Origin of the sequence: Citrobacter sp. Cu096 (assembly GCF_030332285.1) — a bacterium.
In the GTDB taxonomy this organism is placed as follows: Bacteria; Pseudomonadota; Gammaproteobacteria; order Enterobacterales; family Enterobacteriaceae; genus Citrobacter; species Citrobacter meridianamericanus.
The window spans coordinates 285,617-301,518 of sequence record NZ_JAOWID010000018.1; the positions used below are offsets into that span (position 1 = coordinate 285,617).

Here is a 15,902-nt window from a genome sequence, read left to right on the forward strand (position 1 = left end):
ATACTGAACAACAACCGAGAAGGGAACTGCTTTTATAGTAACACAGAGAAGAGAGAGAGCAGCAGATGAGGGGGAGATTCCCCCTCTGTGGCGTGCTTAAACGCGCGGGCGTTTGCGATACAGCCATAATCCCGGTACGGACAGGCCGATGGAGAGCGCGCCGACAATCGATGAGGCTTTCAGGAAATTGGTTAACAAGGTGATCATCAACGCTTCGCTGTAGCCAAAATGGCCGATTTTTACCGCCGAGATCATCGCTGTGTAGGCGGAGATCCCTGGAAACATGGGGATCACCGCCGCGACGGTGAAGACTTTTGGATGCGCCAGATACCAACGTGACCACTGGATCCCAATGCAGCCGACCAGTAGCGAGGCCATAAAGGTCGACCATTCAATATTAAGTCCTGCGCTCATCATCACCATGCGTGAACCATGTCCGAGTGCGCCGAGTAACGCGCACCAGGGTAGCGCCCGATGCGGTACGTTAAAGACCATAGCAAAGCCAAGCGCCGGGATCGCCGCCAGGATCATGTCTTGCATCAGCGCCAAAATGAAATCGATCACGCCCATCCGCGTAGCCCCCATAAGGTCATCGACATGACCACGCCAATGCAGGTTGCCAGTGTCAGTAGGCTGGCAATAGCCCAGCGGGCGAGTCCAGTATTAATGTGTCCTTTAAACATATCCGCGACGGAGTTGATCAACGGAAACCCCGGAACCAGCAGCAGCACGCTGGCGGCCATGGCGATGTTTGGGGTGTGGTTAAACGTCGGCAACGTCAGTAGCAGACCTGAAATCGTTGTCGCCACAAAAGCCGTGATGCAGAAGTTAATTTGTGGGTGTAAATGCCGGGACGCCAGAATCTGGCGGATATACATCGCCACCATACTGGCGAAAAAGGTGATCACCGCGCCATCCCATCCGCCGTTATTGAGTTTACAAAAGCAGGCGCAGGATAAACCGACCATCAAGGCGACCAACCATCTTGGATAGCGCAGCGGCTTAATTTGGCTAAAGCGCTTCTCTACGCCTTTAACATCCAGCAGTTTGTGTTCCGCCAAAATTACGATGTGCTGCACTTCCGTGACGACGTGCATGTTAATCCCGCGATCCTGATTTTTTCGCGTTGATGTCAGACACTGCCCGTCTTGAATGGTAGTCAGGACGATAGCGTTAGAAGAGATGGCGCTTTCTACACTGTCCATGCCAAGTGCCAGTCCAAGGCGGGTGGATAGCTCGTCAACCAGCGCGCTTTCTGCCCCATGCTGAAGTAAAAAAAGACCGCATTGAATACACAACCGTGTAACTGTTCGCTGTGACGACTGCTCTGTTTGCATGGCTCGCTCTGGCTGAAAAGGATCTCATGGAGTGATGAATGTTTACTTTTATCATGAAGCATGAGCTTGTTGGCTCTGCTAAGATCAATTTTTGTGTTGAAAAAAGACGCAGGCCGCGTGCCTGAGCCATTTGAACATCTCATCAGCTTATCAATAAAGAAGTCTCTCACCGAAATGTAACGTTATTCATCCAGATAGCAAATACATAAGCCAAGCTAACGATCTATTGTAGTACTTTTAATTGTACAGATAATATTTTTATAGGTAATTGTGTAATAATGGTTCGATAGATTGACGCTATTTGGATTATAGCGCCAAAGTGTCTGTTTAATTAAATCATAAAGCCAAGGATAAACAATTCACCCCGTTTATTGTTCGGAGTATTTTCCTGTGGATTAATTTTATTAATTCATCAAGGAATTTTGAATAAGTGCGATTACGGACTGGTGAGTGGTGGAGGGGATATGTTGCCAGGACGCTGCAAAAACGCAATTATTATTAGTCAATTACCTATTATACAAACTGGGTTAAAAGGTGTAATGCAGGCACAGTTTGCCGATTACGAGCTGACCTACTGCCGCTCCGTCGAAGAACTGACTTTGCTGCAGCTGCGTTGTGCCAATCTGGTTATTGCTGATTTAACCGGAGACTGTAATCATCCTCGTTCAGTCTGCGAACAATATTATTCTTTATTATCCCAATACCGTGATATCCACTGGGTATTTCTTGTATCTCGTCATTTTTATCCTCTGGCCATTGAACTGCTAATGTGCCCTGTTAGTTCGCTGTTATCTGACGCCGAACCGATTGAAAGTTTAGTAAATGTCATCCACGCGGGGAATACCCGTGCGGAGAGAATCAGCAAGGCGTTGCTCTCTCCGCCAGCTATACCGCAATTAATGGATAACAACGTGCGGTCAATTGTTCTCACCCTTTCTGAAAGGAAAGTGTTGCGGCTCTTAGGGAAAGGATGGGGAATTAACCAGATTGCGACGTTGCTAAAGAAAAGCAATAAAACAATCAGCGCTCAAAAGAACAGTGCTATGCGTCGTTTGTCGATTCATAGTAACGCAGAAATGTACGCCTGGATAAACAGTTCTCAAGGATCGCGAGAACTGAATTTACCTTCAGTCTATGGAGAAACCACGGAATGGAAAGCAGAAACATCAAAAGAAACGTCGCGCTGGTAGAGAAGTGCGCAATGAGCAGTGTCGGTATTAAGAGTTTGTTTAATACCATGTCGGATGACTAATACAAACTTCATATCTTTTCGAGCCAACCTGCATTTAGTCAGGCAATGTTAAAAACGTCGTTTTCGGCGGTTATTTTTTCCCTCTCTGCAATCAGAACTGACCGCAGGGCCGGTTTAGCTTATATGATGGAACTGGCGGAAAAATTTCCGCGTATTCGCCGGGTGGTAATTGTTGATGATGACGTAGAGGCGCGATTAATCGGCTCTTTGTCGCCCTTGCCGTTAGATGGGGTTGTGAGCAAATCGTCTTCGTTAACGGTGCTGCAGGATGCGCTATTCACGGCATTGAATGCTCCCTGTCGGGGATCCGAAGGTGCAAAAAACCATTGGTATATCAATCAAAGCCGTATGCTCAGTCCAACAGAACGAGAAATACTGCGCTTTATGTCGAATGGTTATTCAATGCCGCAGATTGCCGTTCAGTTGGAACGAAATATTAAAACCATCCGGGCACATAAATTTAATGTGATGTCCAAACTGGGTGTGAGCTCAGATGCCGGACTGCTCGATGCTGCAGATATTCTGTTGTATCTGCGCGCAGGTGAGTCTGCACCATTTCTACAGACGGCTTCTTAACTCGTTACGTGCTGGGGTGAACAACCGGCACGGGCCGTATAACTTTACTGACAGACATCCACCCAGGTGGCTGAAGTTAGTTGAGCCATTCTTTCAGGCGTGATGCGAACCGCGCTGTGGATGGCCCCTGCAGCGGGCAGCACTTCTGCATAGTGTTTCAGGGAGACATCGCAGTATACCGAAATCGGCGTTTCCAGCCCGAAAGGACATACGCCGCCAACGGGATGACCTGTCGCATTCACTACTTCATCGCTACTCAGCATACGGGCTTTGGCGCCAAAGGTACTTTTAAGCTTTTTGTTATCCAGTCGGGCATCACCTTTGGCGACTACCAGAATAATGTCGTTCTTCACCTTTAGTGAAAGTGTTTTCGCAATCTGGCCTGGTTCGACGTTATGGGCTTTTGCTGCCAACTCGACGGTGGCTGTGCTCTGATCTAATTCGATAATCTCAATATCTGGCGCATGTTGCGCTAAAAATTGGCGTACTGATTGCAAACTCATTCTACTCTCCAAATAGCCTACAGGCAGCTCCGTACAGCAAAAAACCGCATGGCGTAATTTGTCATAGGGTAAACCTCGCTGTAAATATTTAAATGTAACAATACGGCAACATTGGTAGTTTTTCGATCGTCTTCACAATCAAAGAAACCGGTTACAGTAACCGGTTGCAGAATGCTGAAATGGCGATTAATACTGATGTTGTCACTTCCTCTGTATCACATAATAAGAGCCATCTATGAAACTTAACTCAAAAAGCGGTAAGGCTGGTTTTTCTCCTGGCACGGTTGCGAATAGTAGGAATGGGTTTTACGTGGTGGTGTTGAAACCAGCACGGTTGCAGGGGTTAGCACAACGGGAGAACGGCTATGTCTACTAACCATGCGGTATTTAATGCGATTTTCCGCTTTGTTGAAAATTACGTCAGCCCCGTCGCGGGGCGTATTTCTTCACAGCGTCATGTCATGGCAATTCGTGACGGTTTTATCTCGGCGATGCCTTTTATGATTGTAGGCTCGTTTCTGTTGGTTTTCGCCTACCCGCCTTTTTCTCCGGATACCACCTGGGGATTTGCCCGTGCATGGCTGGATTTGGCTAAACAGTTTGAAGGGCAGATACTTACACCGTTTGATATGACGATGGGGATTATGTCGGTCTACATATGTGCTGCTATTGCCTATAACCTGGGCAAGCACTATGTGAAGTCACATCAGTTAGATCCGTTTATGTGCGCGATGTTGTCGATCATGGCATTTCTGTTGATTGCTGCGCCAAAAACTAAAGGCACGATGCCAGTTGATAGCCTGGGCGGTACGGGGATTTTCACCGCCATCCTGGTGGCTATTTACTGCGTTGAAATGATGCGTTTTCTGAAGGCGCATAACATCGGCATTCGTTTGCCCGATCAAGTGCCGCCGATGATCAAAAACTCCTTCGATCTGCTGATCCCGGTGCTGGTGGTGGTGCTGACGCTATACCCGCTGAGCCTGGTCATACAGTCACAGTTTGACATGTTGATCCCGCAGGCCATCATGGCCATCTTTAAACCACTGGTATCCGCCGCCGATTCTCTGCCGGCGATACTGCTGGCAGTACTGATCGGCCATCTGCTGTGGTTTGCCGGTATTCACGGCGCCGCGATTGTGTCGGGAATGCTGCAAATGTTCTGGCTCACCAATCTCGGGATGAACCAGTCGGCGCTGGCTCAGGGTACACCTTTACCACATATCTTTATGGAAGCGTTCTGGACGTTCTTTATCGTGGTTGGCGGTTCCGGCGCGACGATGGGGCTGGTAATTTGCTATCTGCGCAGTCGTTCGGCCCATCTACGCTCGATTGGGCGGTTGAGTGTGGTCCCCAGCATTTTTAATATTAATGAACCGGTGATTTTCGGTACGCCGATTGTCATGAATCCAGTGTTCTTTATTCCCTTCCTTCTGGCCCCAATGGTGAACGCCGTGCTGGCCTGGGCGGCGATGAAACTGGATTTAATTGGGCGGGTGATTTCAGTGGTTCCCTGGACCGCACCGGCACCCGTTGGCGCGGCATGGGCGTTAGGTTGGGATTATCGTGCGGCGCTCCTGGTTGTCCTGCTGGCGCTGGTGTCGGCTGTTATCTACTTCCCGTTCTTTAAGGTTTACGAAAAGCAGCTATTAGCGCAAGAAAATGAAGAAGCACAGCGTATAGAAGAGGAAAATCAGCAGGTTGCATAAAGTGTAGGTGGGGGGCTACGGCTCCTCGCTTACTTCAGCGTGCAGTCGCCGCATTGCTGAACATCGGGCAGACGATAGCGCTGGCAGCAGGTTCTGCGTACTAACAGTCCCTCGCGTAGAACAACGGTACGCCATAAAGGGTTATCCTGGCCGCAGGGGAGTTGTTTCTCAAAAAAGCAGGTCTGACGCAGCGTGTTCAGCAATTCTTCACCTAACAACGGCTTCATTTCCGTTAAGTACCAGTGAATTAAGTACCCCGTGTTGCTCCAGATAAGCTTTGCGTTGATCTCGCCTGTCGCTTCCAGTGCCTGCACAACCGGCGTTAGCGCTGAGAGAATCAGCGTTTCCATACGCTGTTGGGGAGACTGAGCCGTGGCCTGATGATCCTGATGCACGTCGATCCAGAAACAGGCTGCACGACCCGATTCGTGAAACTCTACGTGCATATGTTCTGGCGAGACGTCGATAGCCTCTTTTTGCGTCAGCAGGGCCACCATCAGTGGAGGCATCATCAGACCGATATACCACTGCGCCCAGAGAGAAATCAGCGGCTTATTTTCGCGGGGCAGCATGGGCTGATTGCGATAAATATGGTCTGAATAAACCGCGAGCAATGAACTTAGCGTCGTTGGTTGCGTCCATTCATGCAGCGTCATTGCTCCTGGCACTGGCGTTTCGTCCAGACGAATGAAATCCAGCAGGTGTTCTCGGGTTTTGGCTATCGTTGCGCGGACGGCAGCAGCCAGCGAGGGCATCTTTGCAGGGAGATGACTACGCCAGATGACATCTTCAACGATCGGAGCGGAACGATAAGCCATGTTGATATAAGGATGTTAATCTAAATGATAATGATTTCTAATCCTATAATTGACACTGAACGATGGCAAGATCTTTGTCGCCATCCGGAGCGGTATCGCACAGATCGCTCAGGCAGAAGGGCAGTTTACCCTTAGCTCATCGCTGACCAGCGTGCTGTTGCGTCCAAGGTGCTTGGCTTCATAAAGCGCTTTATCCGCTTGAGCAATCGCGGCTTCAATATCCTGCTCAACCAGAGGCGCAATGCCGATACTGATAGTTACGTTGGTTGCCACGCTCTCATTAAACATGTGGGGAATTTTAAGGTCGTACACTTTCTGGCGAATGCGCTCGGCGGCAGCCTGAGCCTGTTGGGGATCGACCGCGGTCAGCAAAACCATAAACTCTTCGCCGCCAAAGCGCGCCACCACGTCCCGGGAACGCACGGAGTCACGAATCGCGGCCGAGACGCGGATTAGCGCCTGATCGCCCATCATATGACCGTAATGGTCGTTATAGGCTTTGAAATGGTCGATATCCAGCAGCAGGACGTAGTGCTTCGAGTTGCTCAGGGCCAATAGTGTATCGAGTCTGTGTTGCAGCCCCCGGCGATTGTACAAACCGGTTAGCGGGTCGAGCATGCTGAGACCGTTCAGGGTTTCCCGTTCTTCCAGTAGTTTGTGCATCAGTTGCTGGGCGAAGCCGTCGTAGCGCTTTTGTATCACATGCTGGATGGCGATCCCGGCCATGGGCAACGCCATAAAATAGAAAATTCGCAAACCATGCTCGCTGCCGTTCAGCCATAAACAGACGGCGACGGAAGGCAATGAGTGAAGCGTAAACGCGATGATATTATTGGCAAAAGCGATAGATCCAATAAACAAAACGCTGAGAAGCGCGATTAACAGAAAATAATAATCATTATGGCCTAGCGCGTTATATTTCAGGAAAATATGTAATGCCCACAGCAAGCCAAAAACGATTGAAATAAAAGGAAGATTAATTCTTTTATCCGCATATTTGCCATGCCATGCCAGTAACAATGTACTCATCACAAGTATCAGCAAAGCCGGTGCTGACAAAGCTTTGACGGCAAACAGGGGGAAAAAAAGCGTAAACAGCGCGGAGACTGCATTGAGTAACAGGAACAGTCGTAAAGAAAGTTGGTATTTTTTGGTGCGCAGAGTTCGCCAGGATTGTACTGTCATAGGTAAATATTGTTAGTTATCTGCAATGTACGAAGGTGAGTTGGTAAATAAAACAAATAACGAACGGGGTTTCATTCGCAGAGGTTTTTATTGTTTTTAGTTGAAAAGCTAACCGGCGAGCAATTTATCACCTTAAATTATTGATGTCATCAATCGTTAAGTAAAACTCATATAATTGATAGTGCCACATAGCTGACAAATGAGAAAATTTATCATATGATATTGGTTATCATTATCGGTATGATAGGTGGTACCATGTTGCAACGTACGCTGGGCAGTGGTTGGGGTGTTCTGCTGCCGGGAATGCTTATTGCCGGGATGGCATTTAGTGACCTGTCGGTCTACGTATGGAAGGCGATGATTGTATTAGGATTACTACTGACTTCACTCATGTTATACCATGAGCGTTTACGGCACTTTGTTTTATTACCGTCATGCGCAGCACTGATCGGCGGCATTGTTCTGGTAATGATGAACTGGAATCAGGGATGAACAAAACAGGGAAGAAAATTGAGAGGGAAATAAGATAATTGGTGCGAGGGGGGGGACTCGAACCCCCACATCCTAAGGACACTAACACCTGAAGCTAGCGCGTCTACCAATTCCGCCACCTTCGCACAGTCATCTTATTTTTTGATATCGCCTCGTTGGTGCGAGGGGGGGGACTCGAACCCCCACATCCTAAGGACACTAACACCTGAAGCTAGCGCGTCTACCAATTCCGCCACCTTCGCCCAGTGCGAGCAATATCAACGTGGATTATGGTGCGAGGGGGGGGACTTGAACCCCCACGTCCGAAAGGACACTAACACCTGAAGCTAGCGCGTCTACCAATTCCGCCACCTTCGCATACCATCGACACTCAAAAAGTATCGTTACCACGGAGGCGCATTCTAGTTGTTTTCAACTTTTCGTCAATAGTTAATTGTACAGGCTGGGCCGATTGATGCAAAAACGGCCACGTGAATGACCGTTCGCTGCGAGACAATTACGCTTTTTTCGCCTGACGCGTCATGACGGTGCGATAGACCTTAAAGCGCCCGGTCTGCGCGATAACTTCGTGGAAGCCAAACACTTCATCCAGTACTTTCGGATAAGGCAGGAAGGCGTTGGCTACAATACGCAGTTCGCCACCGCTGTTGAGGTGACGCACCGCGCCTCGAATCAGCGTTTGCGCGGCATCCAGGCTGGTCTGCATGCCGTCGTGGAACGGCGGGTTGGAGATGATCATATCAAAGCGACCCGTCACGTCAGAAAAGACGTTACTGGCGATAACGTCACCTTCAATACCGTTGGCGGCAAGCGTTGCGCGGCTGGCTTCAACAGCGGCTGCGCTAACATCGCACAGGGTTAAGCGCACTTTTGGCGAGTGGCTGGCAAGTGCGACGGAGAGAACACCCGCGCCACAACCGACATCCAAAACTTTGCCTTTAGTGTGCGGCGTCAGCGTAGAGAGCAGCAGTTGGCTGCCAACATCCAGGCCGTCACGGCTGAATACGCCCGGCAGCGTTTTAATGGTCAGGTTGTCGGTCTGGTATTCGTCCCAGTATTTTTCAGCATCAAAGACCGGTTGCTTTTCCAGACGACCGTGGTACAGGCCACAGCGACGTGCGCTGTCGACTTTGTTTAGCGGTGCGTATTCGGCCAACATCTGCTCGGCGCTACGCACGCCGCTGCGGTTTTCACCAACAACAAAAATATCGCTGCCCACCGGTAACAGCGACAGAAGGTTCATCAACTGGAACTGAGCCTCAGGTTTATTCTTCGGCCAGTAGTAGATCAGCGTATCGCTATCGCCGACGTCATCGGCTTGAGCGACGAGGCTGAAGCGGACGTTGTCGCCCATCTGGCGGTGAAGCACCTGCCAGTGGTGAAGCTGCTGAGTGTGCGCACGGCTGGCGGCGCTTTCAAAATGAGCAGGCAGGTCATCCTGCAAATCACCGGCAAACAGAATACGGCTTTGTTCGAAATCATCACTGTGGCGCAGCAAGACTTCACTTGCCGGGGTAAAAGCAGACATGGAGTGCTCCTTAAATTGTACAGCGGGGGATTATAGTTGTTTGATGGCACGGATTCGACAAATTTGCTATATTTGCGCCCCTGATTACAGGAGCGTTTCGCTATGACATCCCGACGAGACTGGCAGTTACAGCAACTGGGCATTACGCAGTGGTCGTTGCGTCGTCCTGGCGCACTGCAGGGCGAAATCGCGATTTCCATTCCTGCGCATGTCCGTTTGGTGATGGTTGCTGCACAGTTACCCGCGCTAACCGAACCATTGATGAGCGATATTTTACGCGCATTAACCGTCAGCCCGGATCAGGTTTTACAACTGACGCCTGACCGTGTCGCCATGCTGCCGCAAGGCAGTCGCTGTAATAGCTGGCGGCTGGGAACCGAAGAGCCGCTGCTGCTAGAGGGCGCTCAGGTCGCGAGTCCTGCGTTTAATGAATTACGGGAAAACCCCGCGGCCCGCGCCGCGTTATGGCAACAAATCTGCGCATATGAACACGATTTCTTCCCTCGAACCGACTGATTTACCTACAGCATTTCAGATTGAAAAACGCGCCCACGCTTTTCCGTGGAGTGAAAAAACATTTGCCAGCAACCAGGGCGATCGTTACCTCAATTTTCAGTTGAGGGTTGATGACGTGATGGCGGCCTTTGCGATTACGCAGGTCGTGCTGGATGAAGCTACGCTGTTCAATATTGCCGTCGATCCTGACTTTCAGCGCAGGGGGCTGGGGCGTGAGCTGCTGGAGCATCTGATCGATGAGCTGGAAAAGCGTGGCATTTTGACGCTGTGGCTTGAAGTGCGCGCCTCAAACGCAGCCGCTATCGCGCTGTATGAAAACCTGGGCTTTAACGAGGCGACGATCCGGCGCAATTACTATCCGACGGCCGATGGTCATGAAGACGCCATTATCATGGCATTGCCAATCAGCATGTAAGACAAGGTGTAATGATGAAGAAGTGGGACTGGATTTTCTTTGATGCCGACGAAACGCTGTTTACGTTTGACTCGTTTACCGGCTTACAGCGGATGTTTCTCGACTATAGCATTACCTTTACCGCTGAAGATTTTCAGGACTACCAGGCCGTGAATAAACCGCTGTGGGTGGATTATCAAAACGGCGCGATTACCTCATTACAGCTGCAGCACGCCCGTTTCCAGAGCTGGGCTGAACGCCTGAAGGTTGAACCTGGCCAGCTTAATGACGCATTTATCAATGCGATGGCGGAGATCTGCTCGCCGTTGCCAGGGGCAGTTTCACTGCTTAATGCAATTCGTGATAAAACGAAAATCGGCATTATTACCAACGGCTTCACGGCGTTGCAGCAAATCCGCCTTGAACGGACGGGACTGCGCGATTATTTCGATCTGCTGGTGATTTCTGAGCAGGTTGGCGTGGCGAAACCCGATCCCCGTATTTTTGACCATGCGCTGGAGCAGGCGGGCAATCCTGACCGTTCCCGCGTGCTGATGGTGGGCGACACCGCAGAGTCCGATATCCTTGGCGGCATTAATGCTGGGCTCTCCACCTGCTGGCTCAATACGCATCATCGCGAGCAGCCAGCGGGCATTCAGCCGACCTGGACGGTGACGTCATTAAGCGAACTGGAGCAGCTCCTGTGTAAACACTGATTGCCTCCCCCCCGTTGATGGGTAAAATAGCCGCAATTTTTCGTATTCAACTTGCACGGCCCGTTGCCGTGCTTACCTAAGAAGATTTGACTATGACGTTGTCTCCTTATTTGCAAGAGGTGGCCAAACGCCGCACTTTTGCCATTATTTCTCACCCGGATGCCGGTAAAACGACCATTACTGAAAAGGTTCTGTTATTCGGACAGGCGATTCAGACCGCCGGTACGGTAAAAGGCCGTGGCTCCAGCCAGCATGCGAAGTCTGACTGGATGGAAATGGAAAAGCAGCGTGGGATCTCCATTACCACCTCCGTGATGCAGTTCCCGTATCATGACTGCCTGGTGAACCTGCTGGATACCCCGGGGCACGAAGACTTCTCCGAAGATACCTATCGTACCCTGACGGCGGTGGACTGCTGTCTGATGGTTATTGACGCCGCGAAAGGCGTCGAGGATCGTACCCGCAAGCTGATGGAAGTTACCCGTCTGCGCGATACGCCGATCCTGACCTTTATGAACAAACTCGACCGTGACATCCGTGACCCGATGGAGCTGCTGGATGAAGTCGAGAACGAACTGAAAATCGGCTGCGCGCCGATCACCTGGCCGATTGGCTGTGGGAAGTTGTTCAAGGGTGTCTATCACCTTTATAAAGACGAAACTTATCTGTATCAGACAGGTAAAGGTCACACCATTCAGGAAGTGCGCATTGTTAAAGGTCTGAACAACCCGGAGCTCGATGCTGCCGTGGGTGATGACCTGGCGCAGCAGCTGCGCGACGAGCTGGAACTGGTGCAGGGTGCGTCCAACGAGTTCGATCATGAGCTGTTCCTCGCGGGCGAAATCACCCCGGTCTTCTTCGGTACCGCGTTGGGTAACTTCGGCGTCGATCATATGCTGGATGGCTTAGTGGAGTGGGCGCCTGCGCCGATGCCGCGTAAAACCGATACCCGCGTCGTTGAAGCCTCTGAAGAGAAGTTCACTGGCTTCGTGTTTAAAATTCAGGCCAACATGGATCCGAAACACCGTGACCGCGTGGCGTTCATGCGCGTGGTGTCCGGCAAGTACGAGAAAGGCATGAAAATGCGCCAGGTGCGCATTGGTAAAGACGTGGTGATCTCCGATGCGCTGACCTTTATGGCCGGTGACCGTTCTCACGTCGAAGAAGCGTATCCGGGCGATATTCTTGGCCTGCACAACCACGGCACAATCCAGATTGGCGATACCTTTACCCAGGGCGAAATGATGAAGTTCACCGGTATTCCGAACTTCGCACCGGAGCTGTTCCGTCGTATTCGCCTCAAGGATCCGTTGAAGCAGAAACAGCTGCTGAAAGGACTGGTTCAGCTTTCAGAAGAAGGCGCCGTGCAGGTATTCCGTCCGATCGCCAATAACGACCTGATCGTGGGGGCTGTCGGTGTGCTGCAGTTCGACGTGGTGGTTTCTCGTCTGAAGAGCGAATACAACGTTGAAGCGATTTATGAATCGGTCAACGTGGCGACTGCGCGTTGGGTAGAGTGTTCTGACGTGAAGAAATTTGAAGAATTTAAGCGTAAAAACGAAATTCAGCTGGCGCTGGATGGCGGCGATAATCTTACTTATATTGCACCAACCATGGTTAACCTGAATCTCACCCAGGAACGTTACCCTGACGTTAAGTTCCGCAAAACGCGCGAACACTAATCGACCTTTCCGGGCACGGTATTCGTCGTGCCCGGCAACTTTTCCTGTCTTTTAAATCCCTTACGGAATGTTCTTAAATCCTCTCATTTTTTCTTTGTTTGTCTGTTTTTTAGCCGATTCGGGCTGCGATCACGAAATCGTGAACTATATTTAACAATGTGATGACATGAATGTCGGTTTTTAATGCTTCTTAAGCTGCCTGTTGCAGCCTCTATAACTGACATTCATCTCACTTACAAAATTTGTCTCTGGTTCAGGCCGTTTAATGCCAGAGCATCGCTTAAGAAAAACATACAGGAATACATCGATGACAATGACAGGACTTAAGATTTCTAAAACGCTGCTGGCCGTGATGCTGACCTCCGCTGTTGCAACGGGTTCTGCTTATGCAGAAAACGCCACGACGGATAAAGCGCAATCCGGCGTCGAAAGTGCGGGGCAGAAAGTCGATAGCTCTATGAACAAAGTCGGTAATTTCATGGATGACAGCACCATCACCGCGAAAGTGAAAGCCGCGCTGGTGGACCACGATAGCATTAAGAGCACCGATATTTCCGTCAAAACAGATCAAAAAGTAGTGACGTTAAGCGGGTTTGTTGAAAGCCAGGCACAGGCCGAAGAGGCGGTGAAAGTGGCGAAAGGCGTTGAGGGTGTGACCTCCGTTAGCGACAAACTGCACGTGCGTGATAGCAAAGACTCTTCCGTAAAAGGCTATGCAGGCGATACGGCAATCACCAGTGAGGTAAAAGCCAAGCTGCTGGCCGATGATATTGTCCCATCCCGCAAAGTGAAAGTTGAAACCACCGATGGTGTGGTACAGCTTTCAGGAACCGTTGAATCGCAGGCTCAAAGCGATCGCGCTGAGAGCATCGCCAAAGCGATTGATGGCGTGAAAAGCGTTAAAAACGATCTCAAAACTCACTAATTAGACTTAATTCGTCCTCCTGGCGTTTGTCGGGAGGCGTATTGTGCACCACACTGAAAATATCGCCGATGGGCAGCCTGAGTGCTCATATCAAGCGGTGACATTAACTATGGTAAAGGAGAAGCATATGTTTCGATGGGGCATCATATTTCTGGTTATCGCGTTAATTGCCGCTGCACTGGGTTTTGGTGGACTGGCGGGGACCGCTGCAGGCGCAGCGAAAATTGTATTTGTAGTGGGGATCATTCTGTTTTTGGTCAGCCTGTTTACCGGTCGTAAACGACCCTAGCATGTAACTGCAAAGAAAAACCGTAAAGATAACTTGCTACTCAGCCAGTCCACCGGACTGGCTTTTACGGTTTTAGCGCCAGGCAATTTGCGTTACTTTGTTGTTCTATTACAAAAACAACAGGAAGGCAGAGGTGGGGCAGAGAATACCCGTCACGCTCGGCAATATTGCGCCGTTATCGTTACGTCCGTTTCAACCAGGCAGTATGGCGCTGGTGTGTGAGGGCGGCGGACAAAGAGGCATCTTCACCGCTGGCGTGCTGGATGAGTTCATGCGCGCCCAGTTTAATCCTTTTGATCTCTTCTACGGAACGTCTGCGGGCGCGCAAAACCTATCAGCCTATCTCTGTAACCAGCCTGGTTACGGGCGAAAAGTCATCATGCGTTACACCACCCGACGTGAGTTTTTTGACCCGGTACGCTTTGTGCGAGGGGGAAACTTAATCGACCTCGACTGGCTGGTAGATTCGACCTCGTCCCAAATGCCGCTGGCAATGGATAACGCCGAGCGCCTGTTTGCCGCAGGAAAATCGTTTTATATGTGCGCCTGTCGGGGTGATGACTACACACCGGGCTATTTTTCACCGAACCGGCAAAACTGGCTCGATCTTATTCGTGCCTCCAGTGCGATTCCCGGGTTCTACCGCACAGGGGTTGCGCTGGATGGGGTTAATTACCTGGATGGGGGCGTCAGCGACGCCATTCCCGTGCAGGAAGCGGCGAAGCAGGGGGCAAAAACGCTGGTGGTTATTCGTACCGTGCCTTCGCAAATGTACTACACCCCGCAGTGGTTCAAGCGTATGGAACGTTGGCTGGGCGAAAGCAGCCTACAACCGCTGTTGAATCTGGTGCAGCACCATGAAGCCACCTATCACGCGATTCAGAGCTTTATTGAGAAACCGCCGGGCAAGCTGCGTATCTTTGAGATCTACCCGCCCAAACCGCTCCATAGTATGGCACTGGGAAGTCGTATTTCGGCGCTGCGAGAAGACTATAAAACCGGACGCCTGTGCGGTCGTTACTTCCTGGCTACCGTCGGCAAACTGCTGGGGAAAAACGTCCCCTTGCCTCGTCAGACGCAGAAGATTTTGGTGCCGGGACCGGTGGTGGTTCCTCCCGCGCCGGTGGCCAACGACGCCCACGCACCCGTGGTGACCAATGTGCCTCAGGCTAATGACACCACGTTTGATAATGAGAATTTGGCGTGAGTTTTCGCTTTATCGATACGCATTGTCACTTTGATTTTCCGCCGTTTACTGGCGACGAGTCCGCCAGCCTGCAGCGCGCCTGTGAAGCCGGTGTGGACAGTATTATTGTCCCGGCCACCCAGGCGGCGAATTTTTCCCGCGTGCTGGCGTTGGCGGATAATCACCCCCCGCTGTTTGCCGCGCTGGGCCTGCATCCCATTGTGATTGAACACCACAGCGACGACTGCCTGGACCAACTGCAGCAGGCGCTGGATAAGCGTCCGCAAAAGCTGGTGGCAGTAGGTGAGATTGGATTGGATCTGTATCGGGACGATCCGCAATTTGACAAGCAAGAGTGGATTCTGGAGGCGCAGCTTAAGCTGGCGAAGCGTTACGAACTGCCAGTGATCCTGCATTCACGACGCACGCATGACAAGCTGGCGATGCACCTGAAATACCATGCTTTACCGCGAACCGGCGTGGTGCATGGATTTTCCGGGAGTTTTCAGCAGGCTGAACGCTTTGTACAACTGGGCTACAAAATTGGCGTGGGTGGCACCATTACCTATCCACGCGCCAGCAAAACCCGCGAGGTAATGGCGCGATTGCCGCTGGAGTCACTGCTGCTGGAAACCGACGCGCCAGATATGCCGCTCAGCGGGTTTCAGGGACAGCCCAATCGCCCGGAGCAGGTAGTCAGAGTGTTTGACGTCTTATGCGAGCTGCGCCCGGAACCTGCGGACGTGATTGCTGACGCGCTGTATCGCAATACGACGACGTTGTTTGATTTTTGA

The 15,902-nt window shown here is 50.9% G+C and carries 17 protein-coding genes, 3 tRNA genes and 1 pseudogene; 12 read left to right on the forward strand and 9 right to left on the reverse strand.

What is annotated here, in order from left to right; translation table 11 throughout:
- Positions 1–96 precede the first annotated feature (96 nt).
- Positions 97–570 carry a threonine/serine exporter gene (locus tag OGX99_RS02800; protein ID WP_151216661.1) on the reverse strand — a complete coding sequence of 158 codons (474 nt, stop codon included), beginning with the start codon at positions 568–570 and terminating at the stop codon, positions 97–99.
- Positions 561–1,337, reverse strand: a complete 777-nt coding sequence (locus OGX99_RS02805; RefSeq protein WP_187253686.1) for a threonine/serine exporter family protein — start codon at positions 1,335–1,337, stop codon at positions 561–563. Before OGX99_RS02805 ends, OGX99_RS02800 begins: the two co-directional genes overlap by 10 nt.
- Before the next feature lie 464 nt (positions 1,338–1,801).
- On the opposite strand from OGX99_RS02805, the gene OGX99_RS02810 reads away from it, so the two are divergent.
- A complete protein-coding gene (locus OGX99_RS02810; RefSeq protein WP_187253687.1) occupies positions 1,802–2,527 on the forward strand; it encodes a response regulator transcription factor in 726 nt (241 codons plus the stop codon).
- Positions 2,488–3,165: pseudogene (gene bglJ, locus OGX99_RS02815) on the forward strand (DNA-binding transcriptional activator BglJ). Before OGX99_RS02810 ends, bglJ begins: the two are co-directional and overlap by 40 nt.
- A gap of 44 nt (positions 3,166–3,209) precedes the next feature.
- Here the strand turns inward: bglJ and OGX99_RS02820 are convergent.
- Entirely contained in the window at positions 3,210–3,668 is a 459-nt protein-coding gene (locus tag OGX99_RS02820; RefSeq protein WP_151216664.1) for a YbaK/EbsC family protein, read from the reverse strand.
- 365 nt (positions 3,669–4,033) lie between these two features.
- Here OGX99_RS02820 and OGX99_RS02825 point away from each other — a divergent pair, with 365 nt between their 5' ends.
- Positions 4,034–5,377, forward strand: coding sequence for a PTS sugar transporter subunit IIC (locus tag OGX99_RS02825; RefSeq protein ID WP_151216665.1), 1,344 nt, complete (start codon positions 4,034–4,036; stop codon positions 5,375–5,377).
- 29 nt (positions 5,378–5,406) lie between these two features.
- On the opposite strand, the gene fhuF is transcribed toward OGX99_RS02825, so the two are convergent.
- Together fhuF and OGX99_RS02835 are read right to left on the reverse strand one after the other, a co-directional pair.
- Positions 5,407–6,195, reverse strand: coding sequence for a siderophore-iron reductase FhuF (gene fhuF, locus OGX99_RS02830; protein ID WP_151224521.1), 789 nt, complete (start codon positions 6,193–6,195; stop codon positions 5,407–5,409).
- Between the two features lie 108 nt (positions 6,196–6,303).
- Entirely contained in the window at positions 6,304–7,380 is a 1,077-nt protein-coding gene (locus OGX99_RS02835; protein WP_151216667.1) for a GGDEF domain-containing protein, read from the reverse strand.
- A gap of 216 nt (positions 7,381–7,596) precedes the next feature.
- On the opposite strand from OGX99_RS02835, the gene OGX99_RS02840 reads away from it, so the two are divergent.
- Positions 7,597–7,872: a DUF1435 domain-containing protein gene (locus tag OGX99_RS02840; RefSeq protein WP_286542622.1), complete on the forward strand. Its 276-nt coding sequence runs from the start codon at positions 7,597–7,599 to the stop codon at positions 7,870–7,872.
- A 39-nt stretch (positions 7,873–7,911) separates the two neighbouring features.
- On the opposite strand, the gene OGX99_RS02845 is transcribed toward OGX99_RS02840, so the two are convergent.
- The 4 genes from OGX99_RS02845 to rsmC all read right to left on the reverse strand — a co-directional run bounded on the left by OGX99_RS02845 (position 7,912) and on the right by rsmC (position 9,400).
- A tRNA-Leu gene (locus tag OGX99_RS02845) sits at positions 7,912–7,997 on the reverse strand.
- Between the two features lie 31 nt (positions 7,998–8,028).
- Positions 8,029–8,114: transfer RNA gene (locus tag OGX99_RS02850), tRNA-Leu, on the reverse strand.
- Positions 8,115–8,142: 28 nt separating this feature from the next.
- Positions 8,143–8,229 (reverse strand) — tRNA-Leu (locus OGX99_RS02855).
- A 139-nt stretch (positions 8,230–8,368) separates the two neighbouring features.
- A complete protein-coding gene (gene rsmC, locus OGX99_RS02860; protein WP_187259134.1) occupies positions 8,369–9,400 on the reverse strand; it encodes a 16S rRNA (guanine(1207)-N(2))-methyltransferase RsmC in 1,032 nt (343 codons plus the stop codon).
- Between the two features lie 102 nt (positions 9,401–9,502).
- Here rsmC and holD point away from each other — a divergent pair, with 102 nt between their 5' ends.
- The 8 genes from holD (at position 9,503) to OGX99_RS02900 (ending at position 15,902) form a co-directional block, all read left to right on the forward strand.
- Positions 9,503–9,916, forward strand: coding sequence for a DNA polymerase III subunit psi (gene holD / locus OGX99_RS02865; protein ID WP_005123886.1), 414 nt, complete (start codon positions 9,503–9,505; stop codon positions 9,914–9,916).
- On the forward strand, positions 9,885–10,331 hold the full coding sequence (gene rimI, locus OGX99_RS02870) for a ribosomal protein S18-alanine N-acetyltransferase (RefSeq protein ID WP_151216670.1): 447 nt from the start codon (positions 9,885–9,887) through the stop codon (positions 10,329–10,331). Before holD ends, rimI begins: the two co-directional genes overlap by 32 nt.
- A 14-nt stretch (positions 10,332–10,345) precedes the next feature.
- Positions 10,346–11,026 (forward strand): pyrimidine 5'-nucleotidase, encoded by a 681-nt coding sequence (gene yjjG / locus OGX99_RS02875; protein WP_061067189.1) that lies wholly within the window; start codon positions 10,346–10,348, stop codon positions 11,024–11,026.
- A gap of 92 nt (positions 11,027–11,118) precedes the next feature.
- On the forward strand, positions 11,119–12,708 hold the full coding sequence (gene prfC, locus OGX99_RS02880; RefSeq protein ID WP_187253692.1) for a peptide chain release factor 3: 1,590 nt from the start codon (positions 11,119–11,121) through the stop codon (positions 12,706–12,708).
- 307 nt (positions 12,709–13,015) lie between these two features.
- Positions 13,016–13,633: a molecular chaperone OsmY gene (gene osmY, locus OGX99_RS02885; RefSeq protein ID WP_151216671.1), complete on the forward strand. Its 618-nt coding sequence runs from the start codon at positions 13,016–13,018 to the stop codon at positions 13,631–13,633.
- 127 nt (positions 13,634–13,760) lie between these two features.
- Positions 13,761–13,922 carry a DUF1328 domain-containing protein gene (locus OGX99_RS02890; RefSeq protein ID WP_003019081.1) on the forward strand — a complete coding sequence of 54 codons (162 nt, stop codon included), beginning with the start codon at positions 13,761–13,763 and terminating at the stop codon, positions 13,920–13,922.
- A gap of 133 nt (positions 13,923–14,055) precedes the next feature.
- A complete protein-coding gene (locus tag OGX99_RS02895) occupies positions 14,056–15,129 on the forward strand; it encodes a patatin-like phospholipase family protein (RefSeq protein WP_286542625.1) in 1,074 nt (357 codons plus the stop codon).
- Positions 15,126–15,902 (forward strand): metal-dependent hydrolase, encoded by a 777-nt coding sequence (locus OGX99_RS02900; protein ID WP_151216673.1) that lies wholly within the window; start codon positions 15,126–15,128, stop codon positions 15,900–15,902. The genes OGX99_RS02895 and OGX99_RS02900 overlap by 4 nt, the downstream gene beginning before the upstream one ends.